24 protein-coding genes are annotated in these 22,414 nt (G+C 70.5%); 4 read left to right on the plus strand and 20 right to left on the minus strand.

The features are described from left to right. Positions 1 to 8 precede the first annotated feature (8 nt). Both FHX46_RS23045 and FHX46_RS23050 read left to right on the plus strand, forming a co-directional pair. Complete coding sequence (locus FHX46_RS23045; protein WP_167118813.1) at positions 9 to 581, plus strand: cob(I)yrinic acid a,c-diamide adenosyltransferase; 573 nt, start codon at positions 9 to 11, stop codon at positions 579 to 581. A 64-nt stretch (positions 582 to 645) separates the two neighbouring features. Continuing rightward, the gene (locus tag FHX46_RS23050; RefSeq protein WP_167118816.1) at positions 646 to 1,092 is read left to right on the plus strand and encodes a protein-tyrosine phosphatase family protein; all 447 of its coding nucleotides are present in this window, start codon (positions 646 to 648) and stop codon (positions 1,090 to 1,092) included. Position 1,093: 1 nt separating this feature from the next. Here FHX46_RS23050 and FHX46_RS23055 read toward each other — a convergent pair whose 3' ends face one another. The 13 genes from FHX46_RS23055 to prmC form a co-directional block, all read right to left on the minus strand. Further along, positions 1,094 to 1,528, minus strand: coding sequence for a DUF2550 domain-containing protein (locus FHX46_RS23055; RefSeq protein WP_167118818.1), 435 nt, complete (start codon positions 1,526 to 1,528; stop codon positions 1,094 to 1,096). A gap of 24 nt (positions 1,529 to 1,552) precedes the next feature. Next, positions 1,553 to 1,918: a F0F1 ATP synthase subunit epsilon gene (locus FHX46_RS23060; RefSeq protein WP_167099057.1), complete on the minus strand. Its 366-nt coding sequence runs from the start codon at positions 1,916 to 1,918 to the stop codon at positions 1,553 to 1,555. A gap of 113 nt (positions 1,919 to 2,031) precedes the next feature. Further along, positions 2,032 to 3,456 carry a F0F1 ATP synthase subunit beta gene (atpD, locus tag FHX46_RS23065; RefSeq protein ID WP_167099060.1) on the minus strand — a complete coding sequence of 475 codons (1,425 nt, stop codon included), beginning with the start codon at positions 3,454 to 3,456 and terminating at the stop codon, positions 2,032 to 2,034. Continuing rightward, complete coding sequence (locus FHX46_RS23070) at positions 3,457 to 4,404, minus strand: F0F1 ATP synthase subunit gamma (protein ID WP_167121624.1); 948 nt, start codon at positions 4,402 to 4,404, stop codon at positions 3,457 to 3,459. A gap of 8 nt (positions 4,405 to 4,412) precedes the next feature. After that, positions 4,413 to 6,056: a F0F1 ATP synthase subunit alpha gene (gene atpA / locus FHX46_RS23075; RefSeq protein WP_167118821.1), complete on the minus strand. Its 1,644-nt coding sequence runs from the start codon at positions 6,054 to 6,056 to the stop codon at positions 4,413 to 4,415. Between the two features lie 50 nt (positions 6,057 to 6,106). Then, positions 6,107 to 6,925 carry a F0F1 ATP synthase subunit delta gene (locus FHX46_RS23080; protein WP_167121625.1) on the minus strand — a complete coding sequence of 273 codons (819 nt, stop codon included), beginning with the start codon at positions 6,923 to 6,925 and terminating at the stop codon, positions 6,107 to 6,109. Between the two features lie 11 nt (positions 6,926 to 6,936). Then, positions 6,937 to 7,491, minus strand: coding sequence for a F0F1 ATP synthase subunit B (locus FHX46_RS23085; protein ID WP_167118823.1), 555 nt, complete (start codon positions 7,489 to 7,491; stop codon positions 6,937 to 6,939). Positions 7,492 to 7,520: 29 nt separating this feature from the next. Then, complete coding sequence (locus FHX46_RS23090) at positions 7,521 to 7,769, minus strand: ATP F0F1 synthase subunit C (RefSeq protein ID WP_167099069.1); 249 nt, start codon at positions 7,767 to 7,769, stop codon at positions 7,521 to 7,523. Positions 7,770 to 7,825: 56 nt separating this feature from the next. Then, entirely contained in the window at positions 7,826 to 8,608 is a 783-nt protein-coding gene (atpB, locus tag FHX46_RS23095) for a F0F1 ATP synthase subunit A (RefSeq protein ID WP_167118826.1), read from the minus strand. A gap of 371 nt (positions 8,609 to 8,979) precedes the next feature. Further along, on the minus strand, positions 8,980 to 9,411 hold the full coding sequence (locus FHX46_RS23100) for a hypothetical protein (protein ID WP_167118828.1): 432 nt from the start codon (positions 9,409 to 9,411) through the stop codon (positions 8,980 to 8,982). Further along, on the minus strand, positions 9,408 to 10,568 hold the full coding sequence (locus FHX46_RS23105) for a glycosyltransferase family 4 protein (protein ID WP_167118831.1): 1,161 nt from the start codon (positions 10,566 to 10,568) through the stop codon (positions 9,408 to 9,410). The genes FHX46_RS23100 and FHX46_RS23105 overlap by 4 nt, the downstream gene beginning before the upstream one ends. Next, positions 10,568 to 11,218, minus strand: a complete 651-nt coding sequence (locus FHX46_RS23110) for an L-threonylcarbamoyladenylate synthase (RefSeq protein WP_167099081.1) — start codon at positions 11,216 to 11,218, stop codon at positions 10,568 to 10,570. The genes FHX46_RS23105 and FHX46_RS23110 overlap by 1 nt, the downstream gene beginning before the upstream one ends. A gap of 259 nt (positions 11,219 to 11,477) precedes the next feature. Further along, entirely contained in the window at positions 11,478 to 12,341 is an 864-nt protein-coding gene (prmC, locus tag FHX46_RS23115) for a peptide chain release factor N(5)-glutamine methyltransferase (RefSeq protein WP_167099084.1), read from the minus strand. Between the two features lie 110 nt (positions 12,342 to 12,451). Between prmC and FHX46_RS23120 the strand changes: the two genes are divergently transcribed. Next, positions 12,452 to 13,222, plus strand: coding sequence for an alpha/beta fold hydrolase (locus FHX46_RS23120; RefSeq protein WP_167118833.1), 771 nt, complete (start codon positions 12,452 to 12,454; stop codon positions 13,220 to 13,222). Positions 13,223 to 13,254: 32 nt separating this feature from the next. On the opposite strand, the gene prfA is transcribed toward FHX46_RS23120, so the two are convergent. Further along, positions 13,255 to 14,325, minus strand: a complete 1,071-nt coding sequence (gene prfA / locus FHX46_RS23125; RefSeq protein ID WP_167118836.1) for a peptide chain release factor 1 — start codon at positions 14,323 to 14,325, stop codon at positions 13,255 to 13,257. Between the two features lie 79 nt (positions 14,326 to 14,404). Further along, complete coding sequence (gene rpmE, locus FHX46_RS23130; RefSeq protein ID WP_167099093.1) at positions 14,405 to 14,632, minus strand: 50S ribosomal protein L31; 228 nt, start codon at positions 14,630 to 14,632, stop codon at positions 14,405 to 14,407. Positions 14,633 to 14,852: 220 nt separating this feature from the next. Between rpmE and FHX46_RS23135 the strand changes: the two genes are divergently transcribed. Continuing rightward, positions 14,853 to 15,347, plus strand: a complete 495-nt coding sequence (locus FHX46_RS23135; protein ID WP_167118838.1) for a CHAP domain-containing protein — start codon at positions 14,853 to 14,855, stop codon at positions 15,345 to 15,347. Between the two features lie 58 nt (positions 15,348 to 15,405). On the opposite strand, the gene rho is transcribed toward FHX46_RS23135, so the two are convergent. The 5 genes from rho to lysA all read right to left on the minus strand — a co-directional run bounded on the left by rho (position 15,406) and on the right by lysA (position 22,410). After that, the gene (gene rho / locus FHX46_RS23140; RefSeq protein WP_167118842.1) at positions 15,406 to 17,328 is read right to left on the minus strand and encodes a transcription termination factor Rho; all 1,923 of its coding nucleotides are present in this window, start codon (positions 17,326 to 17,328) and stop codon (positions 15,406 to 15,408) included. A gap of 393 nt (positions 17,329 to 17,721) precedes the next feature. Beyond that, a complete protein-coding gene (gene thrB, locus FHX46_RS23145) occupies positions 17,722 to 18,603 on the minus strand; it encodes a homoserine kinase (RefSeq protein ID WP_167118845.1) in 882 nt (293 codons plus the stop codon). Then, positions 18,600 to 19,664 (minus strand): threonine synthase, encoded by a 1,065-nt coding sequence (thrC, locus tag FHX46_RS23150; RefSeq protein WP_167118848.1) that lies wholly within the window; start codon positions 19,662 to 19,664, stop codon positions 18,600 to 18,602. The genes thrB and thrC overlap by 4 nt, the downstream gene beginning before the upstream one ends. Next, on the minus strand, positions 19,661 to 20,968 hold the full coding sequence (locus tag FHX46_RS23155; RefSeq protein WP_167118851.1) for a homoserine dehydrogenase: 1,308 nt from the start codon (positions 20,966 to 20,968) through the stop codon (positions 19,661 to 19,663). The genes thrC and FHX46_RS23155 overlap by 4 nt, the downstream gene beginning before the upstream one ends. A 5-nt stretch (positions 20,969 to 20,973) precedes the next feature. Continuing rightward, positions 20,974 to 22,410 (minus strand): diaminopimelate decarboxylase, encoded by a 1,437-nt coding sequence (gene lysA, locus FHX46_RS23160; protein WP_167099111.1) that lies wholly within the window; start codon positions 22,408 to 22,410, stop codon positions 20,974 to 20,976. Positions 22,411 to 22,414: the final 4 nt, after the last annotated feature.

The following is a 22,414-nucleotide window of genomic DNA, read 5'->3' on the forward strand; positions in this document are numbered from 1 at the left end:
TTCTGCCCATGCCGGTACGGATCAACCGCGTGTACACCAGGGTCGGCGACAACGGAACGACGGCGCTCGGCGACGGGTCGCGCGTGCCCAAGACCGACCCGCGGCTGGCGGCCTACGCCGACGTCGACGAGACGAACTCGGTGGTCGGGCTGGCGCTCGCGATGGGCGGTCTGGACGAGGAGATCGCCGCGGTCCTGCGGCACGTGCAGAACGACCTGTTCGACGTCGGCGCCGACCTGTGCTCGCCGGTGGTGCCCGATCCGGAGTTCCCGCCGCTGCGGATCACCGGGGCCTACATCGAACGGCTGGAAGGCTGGTGCGACCGGTTCAACGAGCGCCTGCCCAAGCTGACGTCGTTCATCCTGCCGGGCGGCACGCCCGGCGCGGCGTTCCTGCACCAGGCCCGCACGGTGAGCCGCCGGGCCGAGCGGGCCGGCTGGGCGCTCGTCGAGGCCGATCCGGACCGGACGAACGCGCTGGCCGTGAAGTACCTCAACCGGCTGTCCGACCTGCTCTTCATCCTGGCCCGGTTGGCCAACCCCGAGGGCGACGTGCTGTGGAAGCCCGGCGGCGAGGACTGACGGCGCCGCCCCTCAGCAACACACCCTCATACCCGCCGTCGGCGCGGCGTTCTAGGTTGGTGCCGTGATCGACGATGCGACGCTGCCGGGAAGCATCCGGCTGCCGGACGGATCCTGGGTCCGCGGGCGCGGCCTGCGCCACCCACAACCCACTGGCCCGGCGCCCCGATTCGGCCTCTACCTGGGCTCTGCGCGGCTGCGCCGCGAGCACGACGCCCGCCTGGAGTGGCCGCACACCTGGCTGGACTGGCCGGACTTCCGGCTGCCCCGGGACCAGGACGCCGCCGTCCGGGAGATCCGCGCCCTGCACGAGCGGGCGCGCGCGGGCGAAGCGGTCGAGGTCGCCTGCGGCGGCGGGGTCGGGCGGACCGGCACGGTCATCGCCTGCCTCGCCGTGCTGAGCGGCGTCGACCCCGCTGAGGCCGTCGCCTGGGCGCGGCGGCACCACCACCCCCGGGCGGTCGAAACGCCGGGGCAACGCCGGTGGGTGCGCCGGTTCGCTCCGGGCTAGATCAGGAAGCTCGCGGCACCTGGCGGCCCGGCGGCGCGGACTCCAGCCAGGACAGGAACCCGGTGAGCGCGTCCGGGCCCATCGCGATCTCGATGGGCTTCTGGCCTGCGGACTCGCAGCGCAGGACCGTGGCGTCCGAGGGCACCGCGTACGCCTCGGTACCGACCGGGTCGCGCCGGTCGGCGATCATCAGCATTTCGCGTTCGAACACCCGGTCCGGGCCGCTGCGCAAGCCCCACACCCGGTACCAGGCGAACACTTCACCCTCGTAACGACCCATGCCCAGGTGCCAGCCGGCGCGCGTGTTGTCCGGGTCCCATCGCAACGCGACGCTCACACCGCCGTTGCGGCGCATCCGGACCCACCGCAGGCTGTACCAGAAGGCGAGAACGGCAAGACCGAGCAGGACGACCAGGACAACGAGGGCGATTTCCACGGCCGGCTCCCGCTCGTCGCCCGATCAGACCGACTGACCGGCCGCGCGGAGCCGAGCGGTCGCTCTGGCGCGCTCGGCCTCGTCCTCGGCGCCCAGCGCGGAGCGGGCGGCCTCGACGTCGATCTCCTCGGCCAGCTCGGCCGACTCGGCGAGAATGCTCACCCGCTCGGCGGTCACGGAGAGGAACCCACCGTGGACCGCGGCACGCACGGTCTCACCGTCCGTGGTCGTCACCTTGACGACGCCACCCTCGACGAGCTGACCGAGTACCGGCTCGTGGCCCGGCATCAAGCCGATCTCACCCTCGGTGGTCTGCGCGACCACGAACGTCGCCTGACCGGACCAGAGACGGCGTTCGACGGCGACAAGCTCGACGGTCATCTCAGCCACGTGGTTCTCCTTCGTTCCCGCGCGATGAGCGCAGTCTAATAGGTTCGCGACCGGTTACGACAACGGCGGGGTGGGAGTCCACAAAGGACCCCCGCCCCGCCGTCGTCCCGACATCACTTGCCGGTGAGTTCCTTGTACTTCTTCTCGAGGTCGTCGAGGCCACCGATGCCCAGGAACGCCTGCTCCGGGTAGTGGTCGAACTCGCCCTTGGCGATCTTGTCGAACGCCTCGACGGTCTCCGCGCGCGGCACGGTCGAGCCCGGCTGGCCGGTGAACTGCTCGGCGACGAGCATGTTCTGCGACAGGAACCGCTCGATGCGGCGGGCCCGCTGCACGGTCAGCTTGTCCTCTTCGGACAGCTCGTCCATACCGAGGATCGCGATGATGTCCTGCAGCTCCTTGTACTTCTGCAGGATCCGGATGACCTCGGACGCCACCCGGTAGTGGTCCTCACCGACGATCGCGGGGTCGAGGATCGTCGAGGTGGAGGCCAGCGGGTCCACGGCCGGGAAGATGCCCTTCTGGAACACCGACCGCGACAGCTCGGTGGTGGCGTCCAGGTGGGCGAACGTGGTGGCCGGGGCCGGGTCGGTGTAGTCGTCCGCCGGCACGTAGATCGCCTGCATCGAGGTGATCGACCGGCCCTTGGTCGAGGTGATCCGCTCCTGCAGCTCACCCATCTCGTCGGCCAGCGTGGGCTGGTAACCCACGGCCGACGGCATGCGGCCCAGCAGGGTCGACACCTCGGAACCGGCCTGGGTGAACCGGAAGATGTTGTCGATGAACAGCAGCACGTCCTGGTTCTTGACGTCGCGGAAGTACTCCGCCATCGTCAGCGCGGACAGCGCGACCCGCATACGGGTGCCCGGCGGCTCGTCCATCTGGCCGAACACGAGCGCGGTGTCGTTGATGACGCCGTCCTCGCTCATCTCCAGGAACAGGTCGGTGCCCTCACGGGTGCGCTCGCCGACACCGGCGAACACCGAGGTGCCACCGAAGTTGCGGGCGACACGGGTGATCATCTCCTTGATCAGCACCGTCTTGCCCACGCCGGCACCGCCGAACAGGCCGATCTTGCCACCCTGCACGTACGGGGTGAGCAGGTCGATGACCTTGAGGCCGGTCTCCAGCATCTCGGTCTTGCCCTCGAGCTGGTCGAACGCGGGCGGCTTGCGGTGGATGCTCCAGCGCTCCAGGTCAGCGCCGTACCCCGGCTGGTCGAGGCAGTCGCCCAGCGCGTTGTAGACGTGGCCCTTGACCTCGTCGCCGACCGGCACCGAGATCGGGGCGCCGGTGTCGATCACCTCGGCGCCGCGGACGAGACCGTCCTGGGGAGCCAGCGAGATCGTGCGGACGAGGTTGTCGCCGAGGTGCTGCGCCACCTCGAGGGTGACGGTCTTGCGCAGCTGCTCGAACTCGACCTCGACCTTGAGCGCGTTGAACAGCTCGGGCACAGCGCCGCGCGGGAACTCCACGTCGACGACCGGGCCGGTCACCGAGACGATCCGGCCCTTGGTCCGGGTTTCAGTGGTGGTCATCTACTCATCACTTCCTACAGCGGCGAGCGCATCGGCCCCACCGACGATTTCGCTGATCTCCTGCGTGATCTGGGCCTGCCGGGCCTGGTTGGCCAGCCGGGTGTAGGTGTCCACGAGGTCCTTGGCGTTGTCCGACGCCGACTTCATGGCGGTGCGGCGGGCGGCCAGCTCGGAAGCGGCCGACTCCAGCAGTGCCGAAAAGATCCGCGTGTTGATGTACTTCGGCAGCAGGGCCGACAGCAGCCGGTCCGCGCTGGGCTCGAACTCGTACGCGGGGAGGATGTCGCCCGGAGCGGGTTCGGCACCTTCCTCGGCGTACTCGATCTCCAGCGGTGCCATCCGCTTCGCGACCGGGGTCTGGGTCAGCATCGACTTGAACTCGGTGTACACGATGTGCACCTCGTCCACGCCGAGCACGCCGTCCTCGCCCGTACCGGTCCCGGTGTCGTCCGCACCGGCGAGGAACGCCTTGGTCAGGGTGTCCCCCGCCGCCGCGGCGTTCTCGTAGTGCGGCTGGTCCGAGAAGCCCGTCCAGCTGCCGGCCACCTCGCGGCCCCGGAACCGGTAGTAGTTCAGGCCCTTGCCGCCGATCACGTAGACCAGCGGTTCCTTGCCCTCGGACCGCAGCAGCGAAAGCAGCTCCTCGGTCGCCCGCAGCACGTTGGTGTTGTAACCACCGCACAGGCCCTTGTCACTGGTCACCACCAGCACGGCCGCCCGCTTCGGGTTCGGCCGCTGCACGAGGAACGGGTCGTCGAGGCTCGCGGCCCCGCCCGCCAGGGCGGAGAGCACCTTGGTGATCTCCGTGGCGTACGGGCGCGAAGCCTCGACCCGTGCCTGCGCACGGCCGATCCGCGAGGTGGCGATCAGCTCCATCGCCTTGGTGATCTTGCCGATCGATTTCGTCGCCCGGATCTTTGCCCGGAGCTCGCGAAGTTGCGCCATCAGCTATCCGGTCACTTCGTCGGGGCGGGCTTGTTGACCTTGACGGTCTCCTGCCCCACCTTGTCGGCGTCCATCGCCTCGGCCTCGGCCTCGTTCACGAGCTGCTCACCGGAGGAGGTGGTGAAGCCCTTCTTGAACTCGGTGGTCGCGGCGATGACGCGCTCGGCGAGCTCGTCGGTCCACTTACCCTTGTCGCGGATCTCGGCGAGGATGTCGTCGTGCTTGTGGCGGATGTTCTCCAGCAGCTCGGTGTTGAACCGGGCCACGTCCTCCACCGGCACGTCGTCGAACTGGCCCTTGGTGCCGAGGAACACCGTGACGACCTGCTGCTCCACCGGGATCGGCGAGTACTGCGGCTGCTTGAGCACCTCGTAGAGGCGGGCACCGCGGTCCAGCTGGGCGCGCGAGGTCGGGTCCAGGTCGGAGGCGAAGGCGGCGAACGCCTGCAGCTCCTGGTACTGCGACAGGTCGATCCGCAGCGAACCGGACACCGTCTTCATCGCCTTGATCTGCGCGTCACCGCCCACCCGGGAGACCGAGGTGGTCACGTCGACCGCGGGGCGCTGACCCGAGTTGAACAGGTCGGACTGGAAGAAGCACTGCCCGTCGGTGATCGAGATGACGTTGGTGGGGATGTAGGCCGAGATGTCGTTGGCCTTGGTCTCGATGACCGGCAGACCGGTCAGCGAACCCCCGCCCAGCTCGTCCGACAGCTTCGCGCACCGCTCGAGCAGCCGCGAGTGCAAGTAGAAGACGTCGCCGGGGAACGCCTCGCGGCCCGGCGGGCGGCGCAGCAGCAGCGAGATGGCGCGGTAGGCGTCGGCCTGCTTGGTCAGGTCGTCGAACACGATCAGGACGTGCTTGCCCTGGTACATCCAGTGCTGGCCGAGCGCAGACCCGGTGTAGGGGGCGAGCCACTTGAAGCCGGCGGAGTCCGACGCGGGGGCCGCGACGATCGTGGTGTACTCCAGCGCGCCCGCGTCCTCCAGGGACTTGCGGACACCGGCGATGGTGGAACCCTTCTGGCCGACCGCGACGTAGATGCAGCGGACCTGCTTGCTCGGGTCACCGGTCGCCCAGTTGGCCTTCTGGTTGATGATCGTGTCGACGCAGACCGCGGTCTTGCCGGTCTTGCGGTCGCCGATGATCAGCTGGCGCTGGCCGCGGCCGATCGGGGTCATCGCGTCGATGGCGGTGATGCCGGTCTGCAGCGGCTCGGACACCGGCTGGCGCTGCACGACCGAGGCGGCCTGCAGCTCGAGGGCGCGGCGGTCCTCCGCCACGATGTCACCGAGGCCGTCGATCGGCTTGCCGAGCGGGTCGATGACCCGGCCCAGGAAGCCCTCACCGACCGGGATCGAGAGGATCTGGCCGGTGCGCTTGACCTCCTGGCCCTCCTCGATCGACTCGTAGTTACCGAGGATGACGACACCGATCCGGCGTGGCTCCAGGTTCTGGGCCACACCCAGGATGCCGCCGGGGAACTCCAGCAGCTCGTTGGCCATCGTCGAGGGCAGACCCTCGACGTGGGCCACGCCGTCGCCGGTGTCCACGACGACGCCGACCTCTTCCCGGTTGACTTCGGGTGAGTAACTCGAGACGTAGTTCTCGATCGCGCTACGGATCTCGTCCGAGGAGATCGTCAGCTCCGCCATGTCGTTCCCGCTCTCTCGTTCCTGCAGGTGTGCAAAGTCTTGTTGTGGTGTCAGGCCAGCTGCCGGCGCAGCTCGGCGATCCGGCCCGCAGCGCTGCCGTCGATGACCTCGTCGCCCACGCGGACGACGAGCCCGCCACCGAGGCGGCGGTCGACCTCGACGTGCAGCCCGATCGGCCGCCCGTAGATCCGGTGCAGCTGCTCGGCCAGCCGCTCCCGCTGCTCCGCGGACAGCTCGCTCGCGCTCGTGACGTACGCGACCGAGCGCTCACGGCGCTGCGCGGCGAGCTTGACCAGCTCGTCCAGGTTGTACCCGACGCTGCGGCCCGCCGACCGGCCGACGACCTGCTCCACGAGGGCGAGGGTCACGTCGTCCACCTTGCCCTGCAGCAGCTCGCGCAGCAGCCTGCGCTTCGCGTCGCCGGATGCCGTCTGGTCGGACAGCGTCTGCTCCAGCTCCGGGTTGCTCACCACGATACGGGCGATGCGGAACAACTGGTCCTCGACGGCGTCCAGTTTTCCGGCCCGCTCCGCGGCGGTGAGCAACGCGTTGCGGCCGAGCGACTCCACTCCGTCAACCAGTTCCCGCGGGCTGGACCAGCGGGCCTCGACCACGGCGTCGAGCACGCGCAAGGTCTGCTCGGACACCTTCCCGGTCAGCACCGCGCGAACCAGCCGCGTGCGGGCCCGCGGGTCGGACGAGGCGTCGGCGACCGCGCGGCGCAGCCCGATCTCCCTGCCGAGCAGGTCGACCACGGCCAGCAGCTCGTTGCCGAGGGCGGCCGGGTCGGTGCCGGCCCCGCCGGTGACCTCGGCGAGCCGGGTCTCGGCCGAGGCGAGCGCCTCGCGGCTCGCGGCGTGCAGCGTCAGCGTCATCTGGACTACTTCCCCGCTCCGTTACCGGCGCTGCTGCCGAGCTCGGCGAGGAACCGGTCGACCGTGCCCCGGCGGCGGACCTCGTCCTCGAGGTGCTCCCCGACGATCCGGCTCGCCAGCTCGATCGAGTTCCGGCCCAGCTCGTTGCGCAGCTCCGTGACGATCTGTGCCTTCTGCGCCTGCAGCGCGGCGTGACCCTGCGCGATGATCCGGGCGGCCTCGTCCTGGGCCTCGGCCCGCAGCTCCTCCTTGATCCGCTCCGCCTCGAGACGGGCGTCGTCACGGATCTTGGCGGCCTCGGAATAGGCGTCCTTGAGCTGCGCCTGGTACTTCGCGAGCGCCTCTTCGGCTTCGGCCTGCGCCTTCTCCGCCTTGGCGATGCCACCCTCGATGGCCGCGGTGCGCTCTTCGTACATCTTCTCGAAGCGCGGCACGGCGAACTTCTTGAGCAGCCACAGCAGGATCAGGAAGGCGACCAGGCCGAGGATGATCTCGCTGACGTGCGGCAGCACCGGGTTCGGCGCTTCCTCAGCGGCCAGCACGATCTGGGTCTTCACCACAACGACTCCTTCAGCGGTGAGCGGTTAACTCAGGCGGCGGAGGCGATGAAGTAGACGACCAGACCGATCAGGGCGAGCACCTCGGTAAGCACGAAGGTGGTCCAGGCGATACCCATGAGCTTGCCCTGGGCCTCCGGCTGACGGGCGGTGCCGTTGATGACCGCGGCCCAGATCAGACCCACACCGATGCCCGGCCCGATCGCGCCGAGGCCGTAGCCGATGGCGGCGAGACCGGGGTTGATGCTGCTGGCGGCCTCGGCGAGAACGATGTTGCTCACTTGCGTTTCCCTTTCAGTCGGTCCGCTACCACGCGGATCGGGGGCTTCGGTTTCTTCTAGTGGTCTTCGGCGAGCGCGGCGCCGATGTAGTTCGCCGACAGCACGGCGAACACGTACGCCTGGATCACCTGGATCAGCGCTTCCACGAAGGTCATCAGGATCGCGAACGCCCACGAGACCACCGAGATCGGCTTGAACACGCCTCCGGCGTGGAGAAGCAGGAACTCACCCGCGACCGTGAACACCAGCAGGATCAGGTGGCCGGCGAACATCGCGGCGAACACCCGGACCGCCAGGGTGAGCGGGTTGAGGACGAACTTCTGCAGGAACTCGATCGGCGTCAGCAGCAGGTAGATCAGCGCCGGCGCGCCCGGCGGGACGGTCGCGTGCTTGAGGTAGCCGACGAAACCGTGCCGCTTGAACCCCACGTAGTGGTAGACCGGGTACACGACGAACAGCGACAGCGCGAGCGGGAAGCCGATGTGCGCGAAGGTGGGGAACTGGAAGATCGGGATGATCCCGAACACGTTGTTCACCAGCACGAAGCTGAACAACGTCAGCACCAGCGGGATGAACGGCTTGAAGTCCTTCGACCCGATCTGCTCACGGGCGATGCCGTTGCGCGCGAAGTCGTAGACGTACTCGGCGACGAACTGCCCCTTGCCCGGGACGACCTTCAGCTTGCGGGTCGCCAGCAGGAAGAAGGCCGCGATGATGACCACCGACAGCACGATGAGGATCATCGGCTTGGTGACGCCGAGGAAGATCGACGGCAGCTCGAAATCTCCGGCACCCGGGGGCGTGAACGTGTCGCCCGCGGCCAATACCAGCGCGCCCAACTGGGCTCCTTCCGGTTCTCCCGGCCGGCGTTCACTCCGCCGGGGGAATCGTCACGATCTGGACTTAACGTACCCGATACGTTTCGGGTAGTTGGAGGCGGATCCCCTGAGTGAACACCAGGTGTACGGTCAGCCACTTGGGGGTTTCGGTACTACGATCACCGACGGCAGAATCGGCCCTTCCGGTTCAGGGGCCATCCGTCTCGATCGCCACGTTGCCGGTCGGGGTTCCGCATCGGGAGCGCGGCCCGGGGGGCCCACCTCCACAATGCGGACGATACCAGCTGGTAAAACGACACCGTACGGGCGTACTCCTTAACGGCTCCGCACTCCGTTTCCGATCTGGAAAAAACCGCCCCGACCTGCGCCGATCAGCCGGGGATGATCGTCGGGATCTTGGTCTTGCGGAAGGCGAGGAATTCCGCGGCCGCCCACACCAGGATGACCGCGAGCGTGGTGAGCGCCAGGGCGTAGCGGTTGAACGCATCCACGCCCTTGAGCGCGGTCATCACCCCGAACAGCACGAGCACCTTGAGGATGTAGCCCCCGACGGCCACCGCCATCACCATGAACGGGTCCAGCGCCGCGGACTTGCGCATCATGAACAGCGTGACCAGCGAAGACGCGAAGGCGATGGCCCCGCCGACGAGCGAGCCGAGCAGGCCGGGGACACCGCTGAGCACCGTGGAGACGACCACGCCGACCACCACCGTGGCCACCGCGGGCCAGAGCGCGAAACGCAGCATCGCGTCGGCCAGCTTGAGCACCGACTGCGCGTGCGGGTTCTCGGTCTTGTCGGTCATGACACTCCCTGGTTCCGCGATCTCAGACGCGGAATGACGGACACGATTCCGGCGAGGACGAGGCCCGCGCCGACAATCCAGAGTACCGCCGTGGTGTCGAACAGCGTCACCGAGACCGCGCCGAAGCCGAGCAGGCCGGCCCACAGGTAGATCAGCAGCACCGCCCGGCGCTGCGAGTGCCCGATCTCCAGCAGGCGGTGGTGCAGGTGCATCTTGTCCGCCGCGAACGGGCTCTCGCCGCGCCGGGTGCGCCGCACCACCGCCATCAGCAGGTCGAGCACCGGCAGGAACAGCACCGCGACGACGACCAGCAGCGGCGACAGCAGAGCCAGCGCGTCCGAGCCGCCGAACCGGGTGTAGTTGATCTTCCCGGAGGCGGAGGTGGTGGCACCGGCCAGCATCAGGCCGATCATCATCGAGCCGGAGTCACCCATGAAGATCTTCGCCGGCTGGAAGTTGTGCGGCAGGAAGCCCAGGCACGCGCCGGCCAGCGTCGCGGCGATCAGCGCCGGCGGGTACACGCCGACGTCCCCGCCCTGCGAGCGGAGCAGGCCGAGCGAGAACGCGCAGGTCGCGGCCGCTGCGATGAACCCCAGCCCCGCGGCGAGCCCGTCCAGTCCGTCGACGAAGTTCAGCGCGTTGACCAGCAGCACGACCAGCAGCACCATCAGCAGGCCGCCCTGGTTGTTGTCCAGGGTGACCACGGAACCGAGCGCGTCGCCGTTGCCGCCCCACGGCACCCAGAAGACGTTCCACTGGACACCGAAGATGACCAGGATCCCGGCGCACATGACCTGTCCGGCGAGCTTGGTCCAGGCGTCGATCTCGAACCGGTCGTCCAGGGCGCCGATCAGGACGATCACGCCACCGCCGATCAGAACACCGACCGGGTCGAGCGAGAAGTCGAACGCGCGGCGCAGCACGGGCAGCTGGTGCGCCATCGCCATCCCGCCGACAACGCCCAGGTACATGCCGACGCCGCCCATTCGCGGGATCGGGATGACGTGCACGTCGCGGGCGCGCGGGTTGGCGATCGCACCGAGGCGGATCGCCAGGCGGCGGATGACGCCCGTGAGCAGGAAGGTCAGGGTCGCGGCGATGAGGCCGACCAGGATGTACTCCCGGATCGGGAGGCCGGCGGTCGTTACGGGGGTCATCAGGCCGCGGTCTTCACCGGCGCGCCGAGCACCTCCGAGATCGCCTCGGCGCCGACCGCGCCCGCCCGGAGCAGGACGGGCTCGGCCCCGGTCAGGTCGATGACCGACGAGGGCACCGGCTCACCGCTGGGCCCGCCGTCGAGGTAGACCGCAACCGACTCCCCCACCTGGTCCTGCGCCTCCGGCACGCTGGTCGGCGCGGGACGACCGGCGACGTTGGCACTGGAGACGGCCATCGGGCCGACGTCGCGCAGCAGCTCCAGCGCGACCGGGTGCAGCGGCATCCGCAGCGTGACGGTGCCGCGGGTGCTGCCCAGGTCCCAGCGCAGGCTCGGCGCATGCGGGAGCACAATGGACAGATCCCCGGGCCAGAACGCCTCGATCAGCGCCCGCGCCTGCGGCGGCACGCCGAGCACCAGACCGTCTACTGTGGACCAGGAGCCGACCAGGACGCCGACGGGCAGGTCCGGTCCGCGGTGCTTCGCCCGCAGCAGCGCGCCGACGGCGGACGAGTCGAAGGCGTCCGCGCCGATGCCGTACACCGTGTCCGTGGGCAGCACGACCAGGCGCCCCGAACGCACCGCGCTCGCCGCCGCGGCCAGCCCTTCCGCCCGCGTTTCCGGACGGTTGCAGTCGTACACCGCGCTCATGGGGTGAAGACTATTCCGGAGCGCGTAACGACTTGGTTGCGGGTCGCGGTCACGCTTCGGCCAACACACCGCCGCGACCGGCCGACACACCGCCCCATCCGGCCAACACACCGCCACGAGCGGCGAACACGGCGCGACGAGCAGCAAACACGCGGACGCGGCGTGTTGGCTGCTGCGGGCGGCGTGTTGGCCGCTCCGGGTGGTGAGTTGGCTGCTGCGGGTGGTGGGTTGGCTGCTGCGGGACGCGGGTGGTGAGGAGTCAGCCGCGGAGGGCGGTCACGAAACGGGGGCGTCCGGCGAGGTCGCGGTGGTCCTGGACGTCCGTCAGCACCTTGCGGGACGCCAGCAGCGCCGGCGCGGCCGAACCGTGCGTGTCGTCGTGTTCCACGGCCACCCCGCCGCCGGGCTTGAGCAGCCGGCAGGCGGTCGCGACGGCCTGCCGGACCACCGCCAGCCCGCCGTCCGGGGCGAAGACCGCCTGCGGCGGGTCGAAGTCGACCACCTCGGGCGGCAGGTCCCCGCCCGGCGGGACGTACGGCGGGTTGCACACCACCAGGTCGACCAGGCCGTCCAGCTCGGCGAAGATCGTGTTGTCCCCGACGTCGCCGGAGTACAGGCGGATCGGGGTGTCCCCCGCCGCAGCCTGCTTGTCGGCGTTGTGGCGCGCCCAGGCCAGCGCGTTCGGGTCGACGTCCACGGCGTAGACCACCGCGTCCGGCCGCTCGTGCGCGATCGCCAGCGCCAGCGCCCCGGATCCGGTGCACAAATCGACCACGACCGGGTACTGGCGGCCGTGGATGTGCCGCAGACCCCACTCGACCAGCAGTTCCGTCTCCGGCCGGGGGATGAACACGCCGGGACCGACGTCGAGGGTGATGCCGGCGAACCCGGCCCACCCGGTCAGGTGCTGCAGCGGCACGCGCTTGGCCCGCTGCGCGACGAGCTTGCCGATGGCCTCCACCACCGGCGGGTCGACGAGCGGCACCAGCGGCAGGCGGCCGCGCTCGACACCCAGCACGTGCGCGGCGATCAGCTCGGCGTCCGCGCGCGGGGACGCCACGCCCGCATCCTCCAGGATGCGCATCGCCTCGAGGATCGCCAGTCGCAACGGTTGCCGCTTCACGTACCCAACTTTTCCACAGCGCCCGCCCGGTGGTGGGGACGTGTGCCGCGAGCGGTCCGCGCGTCCGCGGGCTTGACCTTCACACCGGTATGAACGCTTACGTTCGCGGCATGACCGAACGTTTCTCGCATCTCGTCCGCGGGTCCGGCCCCGGCCTGCTGCTCGCGCACGGCGCGGGCGGCAGTGTCGAGGCCAACTTCGGCCCGATCCTGGACGACCTCGCCCGCACGCACACCGTCGTCGGCCCGGACTACCCCGGCACCGGGGCGACCCCGCGCAGCCGGCGTCCGCTGGACCTGGACGAGATGGCCGATTCGCTCGTGGCCACCGCCGTGGACGCCGGGGTGGACCGGTTCACCGTCCTCGGCTACTCGCTCGGCACCGCGGTGGCGGTGCGGGCGGCGACGCGGCACCCGGACCGGGTCACCGGCCTGGTGCTGACCGCCGGGTTCGCGCGCCTGTCGAACCAGATGCGGCTGGCCGTCGGCGTGTGGCGGGAGCTGCTCGAAGCTGGGAACCCGGAGCTGCTCGCGAAGTACATGACCTTCGTGGCGACCGGCCGGGACTTCCTCAACGCGCTGTCCCGCCCGGAAGTCGACGCCGCACTGGCCGGGCTGGTCGTACCGCCCGGCACACCGGACCAGGTGGATCTGGTGGCCGCCGTCGACACCCGTGCCGACCTGGCCCTGGTCACCGCGCCAACGCTGGTGATCGGTACCCGGCAGGACCTGCTGGCGCCGCTCGACCTGCAGCGCGAACTGGCGGCCGGCATTCCCGGCGCGGAGTACGTGGAGATCGAGTCGGGGCACCTGATGCAGATCGAGGCCCGCGACGACTGGCTCGCGCACATCCGGAAGTTCCTGGAGCGCGACCCGTCCTGAACCCGCCGGTGAGCTGACCCGTGCCGCCGCCGTCACTGGCCGGCGGCGGCCAGGCGCTCCTCGCGGTCGGCGGCGGCCAGCGCATCCAGCACGGCGTCCAGATCGCCGTCGAGGACCTGGTCCAGGTTGTACGCCTTGTAGTTGACCCGGTGGTCGGAGATGCGGTTCTCGGGGAAGTTGTACGTCCGCACCCGCTCCGAGCGGTCCACGGTCCGGACCTGCGACTTGCGCGCGTCGGCGGCCTTGGCGGCGGCCTCCTCCTCCGCCATGGCCTGCAGGCGGGCCTGCAGCACCTGGATGGCCCGCGCACGGTTCTGGATCTGCGACTTCTCGTTCTGGCAGGACACCACGATGCCGGTGGGCAGGTGGGTGACCCGCACCGCGGAGTCGGTGGTGTTCACGCTCTGGCCGCCGGGCCCGGACGACCGGAACACGTCGATGCGCAGGTCGTTGGGGTCGATCTCGACCTCGACCTCCTCCGGTTCCGGGTAGATCAGGACACCGGCCGCGGACGTGTGGATCCGGCCCTGCGACTCGGTGGCCGGCACGCGCTGCACGCGGTGCACGCCACCTTCGAACTTCAGCCGCGCCCAGACGCCGTCGGCATCGCCGGCCCTGCTCTTCACGGCCACCGTGACGTCCTTGTAGCCGCCCAGGTCGGAGTGCACGGCGTCGAGCACCTCGGCCTTCCAGCCGTGCCGCTCCGCGTACCGCAGGTACATGCGCAGCAGGTCGCCGGCGAACAGGGCCGACTCCTCACCGCCCTCACCGGACTTGATCTCCATGACGACGTCGGAGCCGTCGTAGGGGTCGCGCGGCAGCAGCAGCTCGGTCAGCCGCGACTCCAGCTGCGGGATGCGGGCGGCGATCTCGTCGGCCTCGTCGGCGAACCCCGGGTCCTCGCCGGCCAGCTCCCGGGCCGTGGTCAGGTCGTCACGCGCGCTGTCGAGCTCGGTGATGACCTTCACGATCGGGCTGAGCTCGGCGTACCGGCGGCCGAGCTTGCGCGCCCGGCCCTGGTCGGCGTGCACGGCCGGGTCCGCCAGCTGCTTCTCCAGCTCGGCGTACTCGTCGAGCAGCCCGTGCAGGGAAGACGAGTCCACGACCGTCCCTTCCTCTCGTCGCCGGAACACAAAAGCGGCGCCCACCCCCGATGCTCGGGAGCGGGCGCCGTCGGTGGAGCTACTTGGCGTCGGCCTGCTTCTGGCGCTTGCCGTAACGCGCCTCGAACCGCGCGACCCGGCCACCGGTGTCCATGATCTTCTGCTTGCCGGTGTAGAAGGGGTGGCAGTTCGAGCAGATTTCGACCGTGATGGCGCCGGAGGTCTTGGTGCTGCGGGTCGTGAAGGTGTTGCCGCAACCACAGGTGACCGTGGTGGGCACGTACTCGGGGTGGATACCGCTCTTCATGGAGTCCTCTCATCGTGGCCGCCGGGTCCCCGCGCCGATCTGTCAACACGTGGGGTGAACCGGAGCCGGACGTTAGCGGGTTGATTCTGCCAGACGCACTGACGTGCAGGTCAACGCACCCCGCACCGCGCATATTCCGGATACCGGGAGTGTACGGGTTTTGTACGGGAGCGCGGGAGCCTGCTCACCAGACCCGGACCCGCCGGGTAAGGAGGAGCCGATGTCCCGCACCGTCAAGTCCCTGGCAGTCGCCGCGCTCGCGGCCGCGGCGCTCACGCTGGTCCCGCTCACGAGCGAGGCCGCCACCACCACCGAGGCCGCGACCAGCGACCTGTCGGTTCTCAGCGCCGGTGACGGCACCGTCTCCGGCGCGATCGAGTGGTTCCAGAACCGCAACGGCAGCAGCGCCTACGAGGGCATGTGCGAGAAAGCCGTGGAGAACGCCTACGGCACCACCGGGGTGTGGTCGTCGGCCAACGCGCACTGGAACGGGGCGAGCAGCCGGCACGCCGGCGACCGCAACCCACCGCGCGGCGCGTTCGTGTACTGGGCGATCGGCGGGGGCTACGGGCACGTCGGCATCTCCGACGGTGCCGGCGGCTTCTGGTCGACCAGCGTCAACAACAAGATCGGGCACGTGACCAAGGCCATGGGCGGCTACGGCTACTTCGGCAGCTACCGCGGCTGGACGCCCGCGGCGGTGCCCAGCAAGTAGTGACGCGAAAACGGCCACCCTCCGCGCGGAGGGTGGCCGTTTTCGTCCGTCACCAGGCTCAGTCGTCGTCCGACGCCAGCGCCGTCTTGGAGACCTGCATCAGGAACTCGATGTTGGTCTTGGTCTTGCGCAGGCGGGACAGCAGCAGGTCGATGGCCTGCTGGGAGTCCAGCGCGTGCAGGACCCGGTGCAGCTTGTGCGTCACCGCCAGCTCGTCCGGCGAGAGCAGCAGCTCCTCCTTGCGGGTACCGGACGGGTTGACGTCCACCGCGGGGAAGACGCGCCGCTCGGCGATCTTGCGGTCGAGCTTGAGCTCGGCGTTGCCGGTGCCCTTGAACTCCTCGAAGATCACCGTGTCACCGGTGGATCCGGTCTCGACCATCGCCGTGGCGAAGATCGTCAGCGAGCCGCCGTTCTCGATGTTGCGCGCCGCGCCGAGGAACCGCTTCGGCGGGAACAGCGCGGTCGAGTCGACACCACCGGACAGGATCCGGCCGGACGCCGGGGCCGCCAGGTTGTAGGCGCGGCCGAGGCGGGTGATCGAGTCGAGCAGGACCACCACGTCCATGCCCATCTCGACCAGGCGCTTGGCCCGCTCGATGGACAGCTCGGCGACCGAGGTGTGGTCCGACGGCGGCCGGTCGAAGGTCGAGGCGATGACCTCGCCCTTCACCGAGCGCTGCATGTCGGTGACCTCTTCCGGACGCTCGTCGACGAGGACGACCATCAGGTGGCACTCGGGGTTGTTCGTGGTGATCGCGTTCGCGATGTCCTGCATGATCGTGGTCTTGCCGGCCTTCGGCGGCGACACGATCAGGGCACGCTGCCCCTTGCCGACCGGCATGACCAGGTCGATCACGCGGGTGGTCAGCTTGTGCGGTTCGGTCTCCAGGCGCAGCCGCTCGTTCGGGTAGAGCGGGGTCAGCTTGGTGAACTCGGGACGGCGCTTCGCCTCGTCCGGGTCCAGGCCGTTCACGCTGTCGACGCGCACCAGCGGGTTGAACTTCTGGCGCTGCTGCTCGCCGTCGCGCGGCTGCTTGACCACACCGGTGATCGCGTCACCGCGGCGCAGGCCGTGCTTGCGGACCAGGGACAGCGACACGTACACGTCGTTCGGCCCGGGCAGGTAGCCCGAGGTGCGCACGAACGCGTAGTTGTCCAGGACGTCCAGGATGCCGGCGACCGGCAGCAGGACGTCGTCCTCGCGGATCTCGGTGTCCGTGCCGCCCTCACCGCGGTTGCCGCGGCGGCGGCGGTCCCGGAACCGGCGGCCGCGGCGGCCGCCCTCGTCGTCGTCCCCGCCGCCGGAGTTCTGGCCGCCGCCCTGGTTCTGCTTGGGCTGGCCACCACCGGCGTTGTCGCGCTGGTTGTTCTGCTTGCGCTGGTCGCCACCGCCCTGCTGGGACTGGTCGCCACCGCGCTGGTCACGCTGGTCGCGCTGGTCGCGCTGGTCACCGCGCTGCTGGTCGTTGCCGCGGTTGTCCGGGCTGCCCCCCGCGCGGTTGGAGCCGCGGCGACGGCGGGCGCCGCCCTCCCGCCGGGGGCCGTCCTCGTGCTGCTGGGGCGCCTCGGCACCGTTCACGGGCTTCTCGGCCTGCGCCGGCTTGTCGGCCTTCTCCGCCGCGGGGGCGGTCTGACCGGCCGGCGCCTCCTCCTGCCGGGGCGCCTTCTCGACGGGCTTGCTCGGCGCCGGAGCCTCCACCTTCGCGGCGATGCCGTCGAGGGGCAGGGTCTCGTCGGCGGCGCGCTTGCGCGGGGCCTTGCCCTGACGCTCGCGGATGGCGGCGATCAGGTCGCCCTTGCGCATCCCCTTGGTGTCGCCGATGCCCAGCTGGGCGGCGAGTTCCCGCAGGTCGGCGATCACCATGCCGGACAGGCCGCCACTGCGGCGCTTCGGCGCGGCCGTACCGTTCTGCTCCCCTGGCTCAGCGTTCGACGGGGCGGTCGCCACGTCGCCGCTCAAAAGATCGGTGTTGCTCACACATGTCCTTCCTGACCGATCCACGCCTCCAGGTGGATCAGCGGACTACCGCCCGCGTCCGATCGCGGAACGGTCTGCTCCTGCCCGGTGTGGCTTCCCCGGCCGGGACACGCGGGTCACAGCGGCCGAGCCGCCACACGGGGTTCTCGCGTGTTCCAGGTGGAACGCGCCGAATTCGTGTCACCGTAGCTACCGGAAACCCGCCTAGGTCAATCCCTGCACCAGCTATGCGGAATTATCGACTCGACGAGAGAATGCGATCCGGGATGGAGCCCCCGGGACCGACACCGGGTGCGGATTGCCCGCGGTGATCGAACGCCCCCGAGGGTAGACCGACGCGGCACGTGGTGCAACAACCACCCCCCCGGCGCGCCGCGAATCTCCGCACGGAATCTACCGGCTCGTGACCCGGACCCCGGCCTGATCGACCGGCAGCTCGATGACTTCGAAACCCTCAACGCCCGCCACCGGCGGGATTATTCCGTCGATCGTCAGCGCCAGCACGGTCGGCCCCGCACCGGACACGGTGGCCGCGACGCCCGCGGCACGCAGGTCCCGCACCAGGCGGCCGGTCGCCGGATACGCGGGCTCGCGGTAGTGCTGGTGCAGGCGGTCCTCGGTGGCCGGCAGCAGCAGCGACGGGTCGGTCGTCAGCGCGTGCACCGCGAGCGCCGCGCGGCCCGCGGAGAACGCGGCGTCGGCGTGCGGCACCTCGGCGGGCAACAGGCCGCGCGTGGCCTCGGTCGACGACTTCACCGGCGGCACCGCCACGACCGGCCGGATCTCCGGGTGCGGCGTGAGCCGTTCCGCGTGGAAGCGGCCGTGGTCGCACCAGGCCAGCACGAAACCACCCAGCAGGCTGGCAGCCGCGTTGTCCGCGTGGCCCTCGAACTCCGCGGCCAGCTGCACCGCGTCCCCGTCGAGGGTGCGGCCGGCGAGGGCGTAGCCGGCCGCGATGCCGGACACCACCGCCGCGGCCGAGGAGCCCAGCCCGCGCGCGTGCGGGATCTTGTTGAAGCACCGCAGGTGCAGACCCGGCGGGGTGACGCCGAGGTACTGGCACGCGCGCCGCAGCGCGCGCACGACCAGGTGGGTCTCGTCCGTGGGGACGTCCTCGACCCCGCCGGCCCCGGAGTCGAACACCTCGACCTTGAGACCGGCGTCGGTCACCTGCACCTCGACGACGTCGTGCAGCCCGAGCGCCAGCCCGAGCGCGTCGAAACCCGGGCCGAGGTTCGCGCTCGACGCCGGGACGGTGACGCGCAGAGCGGTCACGCCAGCTCCAGCGCGGAGGCCACGGCGCGCGGGTCCACCGCCAGCGGCTCGACCTCGACGTTGCCCTCCAGCGCGGTGCCCGGGTCCTTCAGGCCATGGCCGGTGACCGTGCACACCACCGTCGAGCCCTTCGGGATGCGGCCGTCGGCGGCGGTGGCGAGCAGGCCCGCGACGCTGGTCGCCGACGCCGGCTCGACGAACACGCCCTCCTTGCTGGCCAGCAGCCGGTACGCGGCGAGGATCTTCTCGTCGGTCACCGCCTCGAACAGGCCACCGGAGCCGTTCTTCGCCTTGACCGCGCCCTCCCAGGAGGCCGGGCTGCCGACGCGGATCGCGGTCGCGATCGTCTCCGGCTCGGCCACCGGCTCGCCCCGCACCAGCGGTGCGGCTCCGGCGGCCTGGAAGCCGAACATGCGCGGCGTGTTCTTCACCACACCATCCGCGGCGTACTCGGAGTACCCGGCCCAGTAGGCGGTGATGTTGCCGGCGTTGCCGACCGGCAGGCAGTGGATGTCCGGCGCCTCGCCGAGGACGTCGCAGATCTCCCACGCGGCGGTCTTCTGGCCGATCAGGCGCACCGGGTTGACGGAGTTGACCAGCGTCACCGGGTGGTCGATCGCGGTCTTGCGGGCCAGCTCGAGGCAGTCGTCGAAGTTGCCGTCGATCTGCAGGATGCGGGCACCGTGCAGGATGGCCTGCGCGAGCTTGCCCATCGCGATCTTGCCCTGCGGGATGAGGACCGCGCAGGTGAGCCCGGCGCGCGCGGCGTAGGCGGCGGCCGAGGCCGAGGTGTTGCCGGTGGAGGCGCAAATGACCGCCTGCAGCCCGCTGGCCTTCGCGTGGGTGATCGCGACCGTCATGCCGCGGTCCTTGAACGAGCCGGTCGGGTTGGCCCCTTCGACCTTCAGGTAGACCGTCGAGCCGGTCAGCTCGGACAGGTGCGGTGCGGGCATCAGCGGCGTGTTGCCCTCACCGAGGGTCACGACCTCCGCCCCGGCCGGAACCGGCACCCGGTCGGCGTACGCCTCGATGATCCCGGGCCAGCCGGCCTTCGCAGTCATGAATCCTCGCCTTCCACCCGCATCACGCTGACGACCTCGTTGACGACGTCCATTGTCCCGATGGCCTCGACGGTGGCTTGCAGTGCCGCGTCCGGTGCGAGGTGCGTCACGATGACCAGGCTCGCCGTGTCGTTCCGGTCCCGCTGCCGGACCGCCGCGATGCTCACCTCGTGGTCCGCGAACACGTGCGCGACCTGGGCGAGCACACCCGGCTTGTCGGCGACGTCGAGGCTGACGTGGTAGCGGGTCGGGGTCTGCCCCATCGGCCGCACCGGCAGCGCGGCGTGCGCGGACTCGCGCGGGCCGCGTCCGCCGATCACCCGGTTGCGCGCCACCGCCACCAGGTCGCCGAGCACCGCGCTGGCGGTGGGCGCCCCGCCGGCGCCCTGGCCGTAGAACATCAGCTGGCCGGCCGCGTCGGCCTCGACGAACACCGCGTTGAACGCGCCGCCGACGCTCGCCAGCGGGTGGCTGCGCGGGATCATCACCGGGTGCACCCGCGCGGAGACCGACTCGGTGCCGTCCGCGCTCGCCACGCGCTCGCAGATGGACAGCAGCTTCACCGTGCGGCCCAGCGCCTTCGCCGCCGCGATGTCCGAGGCGGAGACGTTCGCGATGCCCTCGCGGTGCACGTCGGAAGCGGTGACGCGGGTGTGGAAGGCGAGCGAGGCGAGGATGGCCGCCTTCGACGCCGCGTCGTAGCCGTCCACGTCCGCGGTCGGGTCCGCCTCGGCGTAACCCAGCCGGCTGGCCTCGTCCAGGGTCTCGGCGTAGCCGGCACCGGTGGAATCCATCGCGGAGAGGATGAAGTTCGTGGTGCCGTTGACGATGCCCATCACCTTGGTGATGCGGTCACCGGCCAGCGACTCGCGCAGCGGGCGCAGCAGCGGGATCGCCCCGGCCACCGCGGCCTCGAAGTAGAGGTCGGCACCGGCGGAGTCAGCGGCCTCGAACAGCTCCGCGGAGTGCTCGGCCAGCAGCGCCTTGTTCGCGGTGACGACGGACTTCCCCTTGCGCAGGGCGGTGAGCAGCCACTCGCGCACCGGGTCGACGCCACCGATCAGCTCGACCACGACGTCCACATCGGACTCGACGAGCGCGGCCGCGTCGTGGGTCAGCAGGTGCTGCGGCAGCTCGGGGTGCTTGTCCGGGCGGCGCACCGCGATGCCGGCCAGCTCGACCGGGGCGCCGGCGCGGGCGGCCAGCTCGTCGGCGTGCTCGGTGAGCAGGCGGGCCACCTCGGTACCCACCGTGCCGCAGCCCAGCAGCGCCACCCGTACCGTTTTGCCGTCTACAGTGGACATTGCAGTCACGACACCTCCAGCTGCAGCATGTCGTCGATCGTCTCGCGGCGCAGCAGCAGCCGCGCGCTGCCGTTGCGGACCGCGACGACCGCCGGGCGCGGCTGCCGGTTGTAGTTGCTGGCCATGGAGTAGCAGTAGGCGCCGGTCGCGGCGACCGCGAGCAGGTCGCCCGGGGCGAGGGTGTCGGGCAGCCAGCAGTCGCGCACCACGATGTCACCGGACTCGCAGTGCTTGCCCACCACCCGGCTCAACGCCGCGCCGACCTGCTCGTTCGTCCCGTCGTCGCTCGCCCGCGAGACCAGGCGGACGTCGTACACGGCGTCGTAGAGCGGCGTGCGGATGTTGTCGCTCATCCCGCCGTCGACGCTGACGTACCGCCGCGACTCGGTGTCCCCGAGCGACACGTCCTTGATGGTGCCGACCTCGTAGAGCGTGACGGTGCCCGGGCCGGCGATGGCGCGACCCGGCTCGCCCGCGATGCGCGGCACCGGCAGGCCCGCGAACTCGCACTCCTTGCGCACGATCTCGCGGATCTGCGTGATCATCTGCGCCGGCGGTGGCGGGTTGTCCTTGTCGGTGTAGGCGATCCCGAAGCCACCGCCGAGGTCCACCAGCGACAGCTGCTCCAGCAGCCCCTCGCCGTGCTCCTTGACCAGCTCGGCCATCAGCCCGATCACCCGGCGCGCGGCGACCTCGAAGCCGTCGGCGTCGAAGATCTGCGAGCCGATGTGGCTGTGCAGGCCGACCAGCCGCAGCGACGGCGCGTTGAGCACGCGGCGCACCGCCTCGGCCGCGTCGCCGGCCGCGAGCGAGAACCCGAACTTCTGGTCCTCGTGCGCGGTGGCGATGAACTCGTGGGTGTGCGCCTCCACGCCGACCGTGACGCGGATGAGCACCTTCTGCTCGACATCGAGCCGCGCGGCCACATCGGCCAGCCGCGCGATCTCGTAGTAGGAGTCGAGCACGACCGTGCCGACCCCGGCGCCGACCGCGGTCTCCAGCTCGGCGACCGACTTGTTGTTGCCGTGGAAGGTGATCCGCTCCGGCGGGAACCCGGCCCGCAGTGCGACCGCCAGCTCACCGCCGCTGGCGACGTCCATGCTCAGCCCCTGCGCCGCGACCCAGCGGGCCACCTCGGTGCACAGGAACGCCTTGGCCGCGTAGTGCACCAGCGACGGGTCGTCGAACGCCTCCGCGTACTCGGCGCAGCGGGACTTGAAGTCCGCCTCGTCCACGACGAACAGCGGTGTGCCGTACGTCTCGGCCAGCTGCCGGACGTCGACACCGGCGATGCGCACGACACCGTCCGGGGCGCGGTAGGTGTTGCGGGGCCAGACCTTCGGGTAGAGCCGGTCGAGCTCCTCGGAACTGGAGGGTGGGAAACCGGAGGCGTCGGCGTGCGGGTAGACCTCCGCGTGCCGCGGGCCGGCGGGGTGAGCCATCAGA

It is taken from the genome of Amycolatopsis viridis (assembly GCF_011758765.1).
Classification (GTDB): Bacteria; Actinomycetota; Actinomycetes; order Mycobacteriales; family Pseudonocardiaceae; genus Amycolatopsis_E; species Amycolatopsis_E viridis.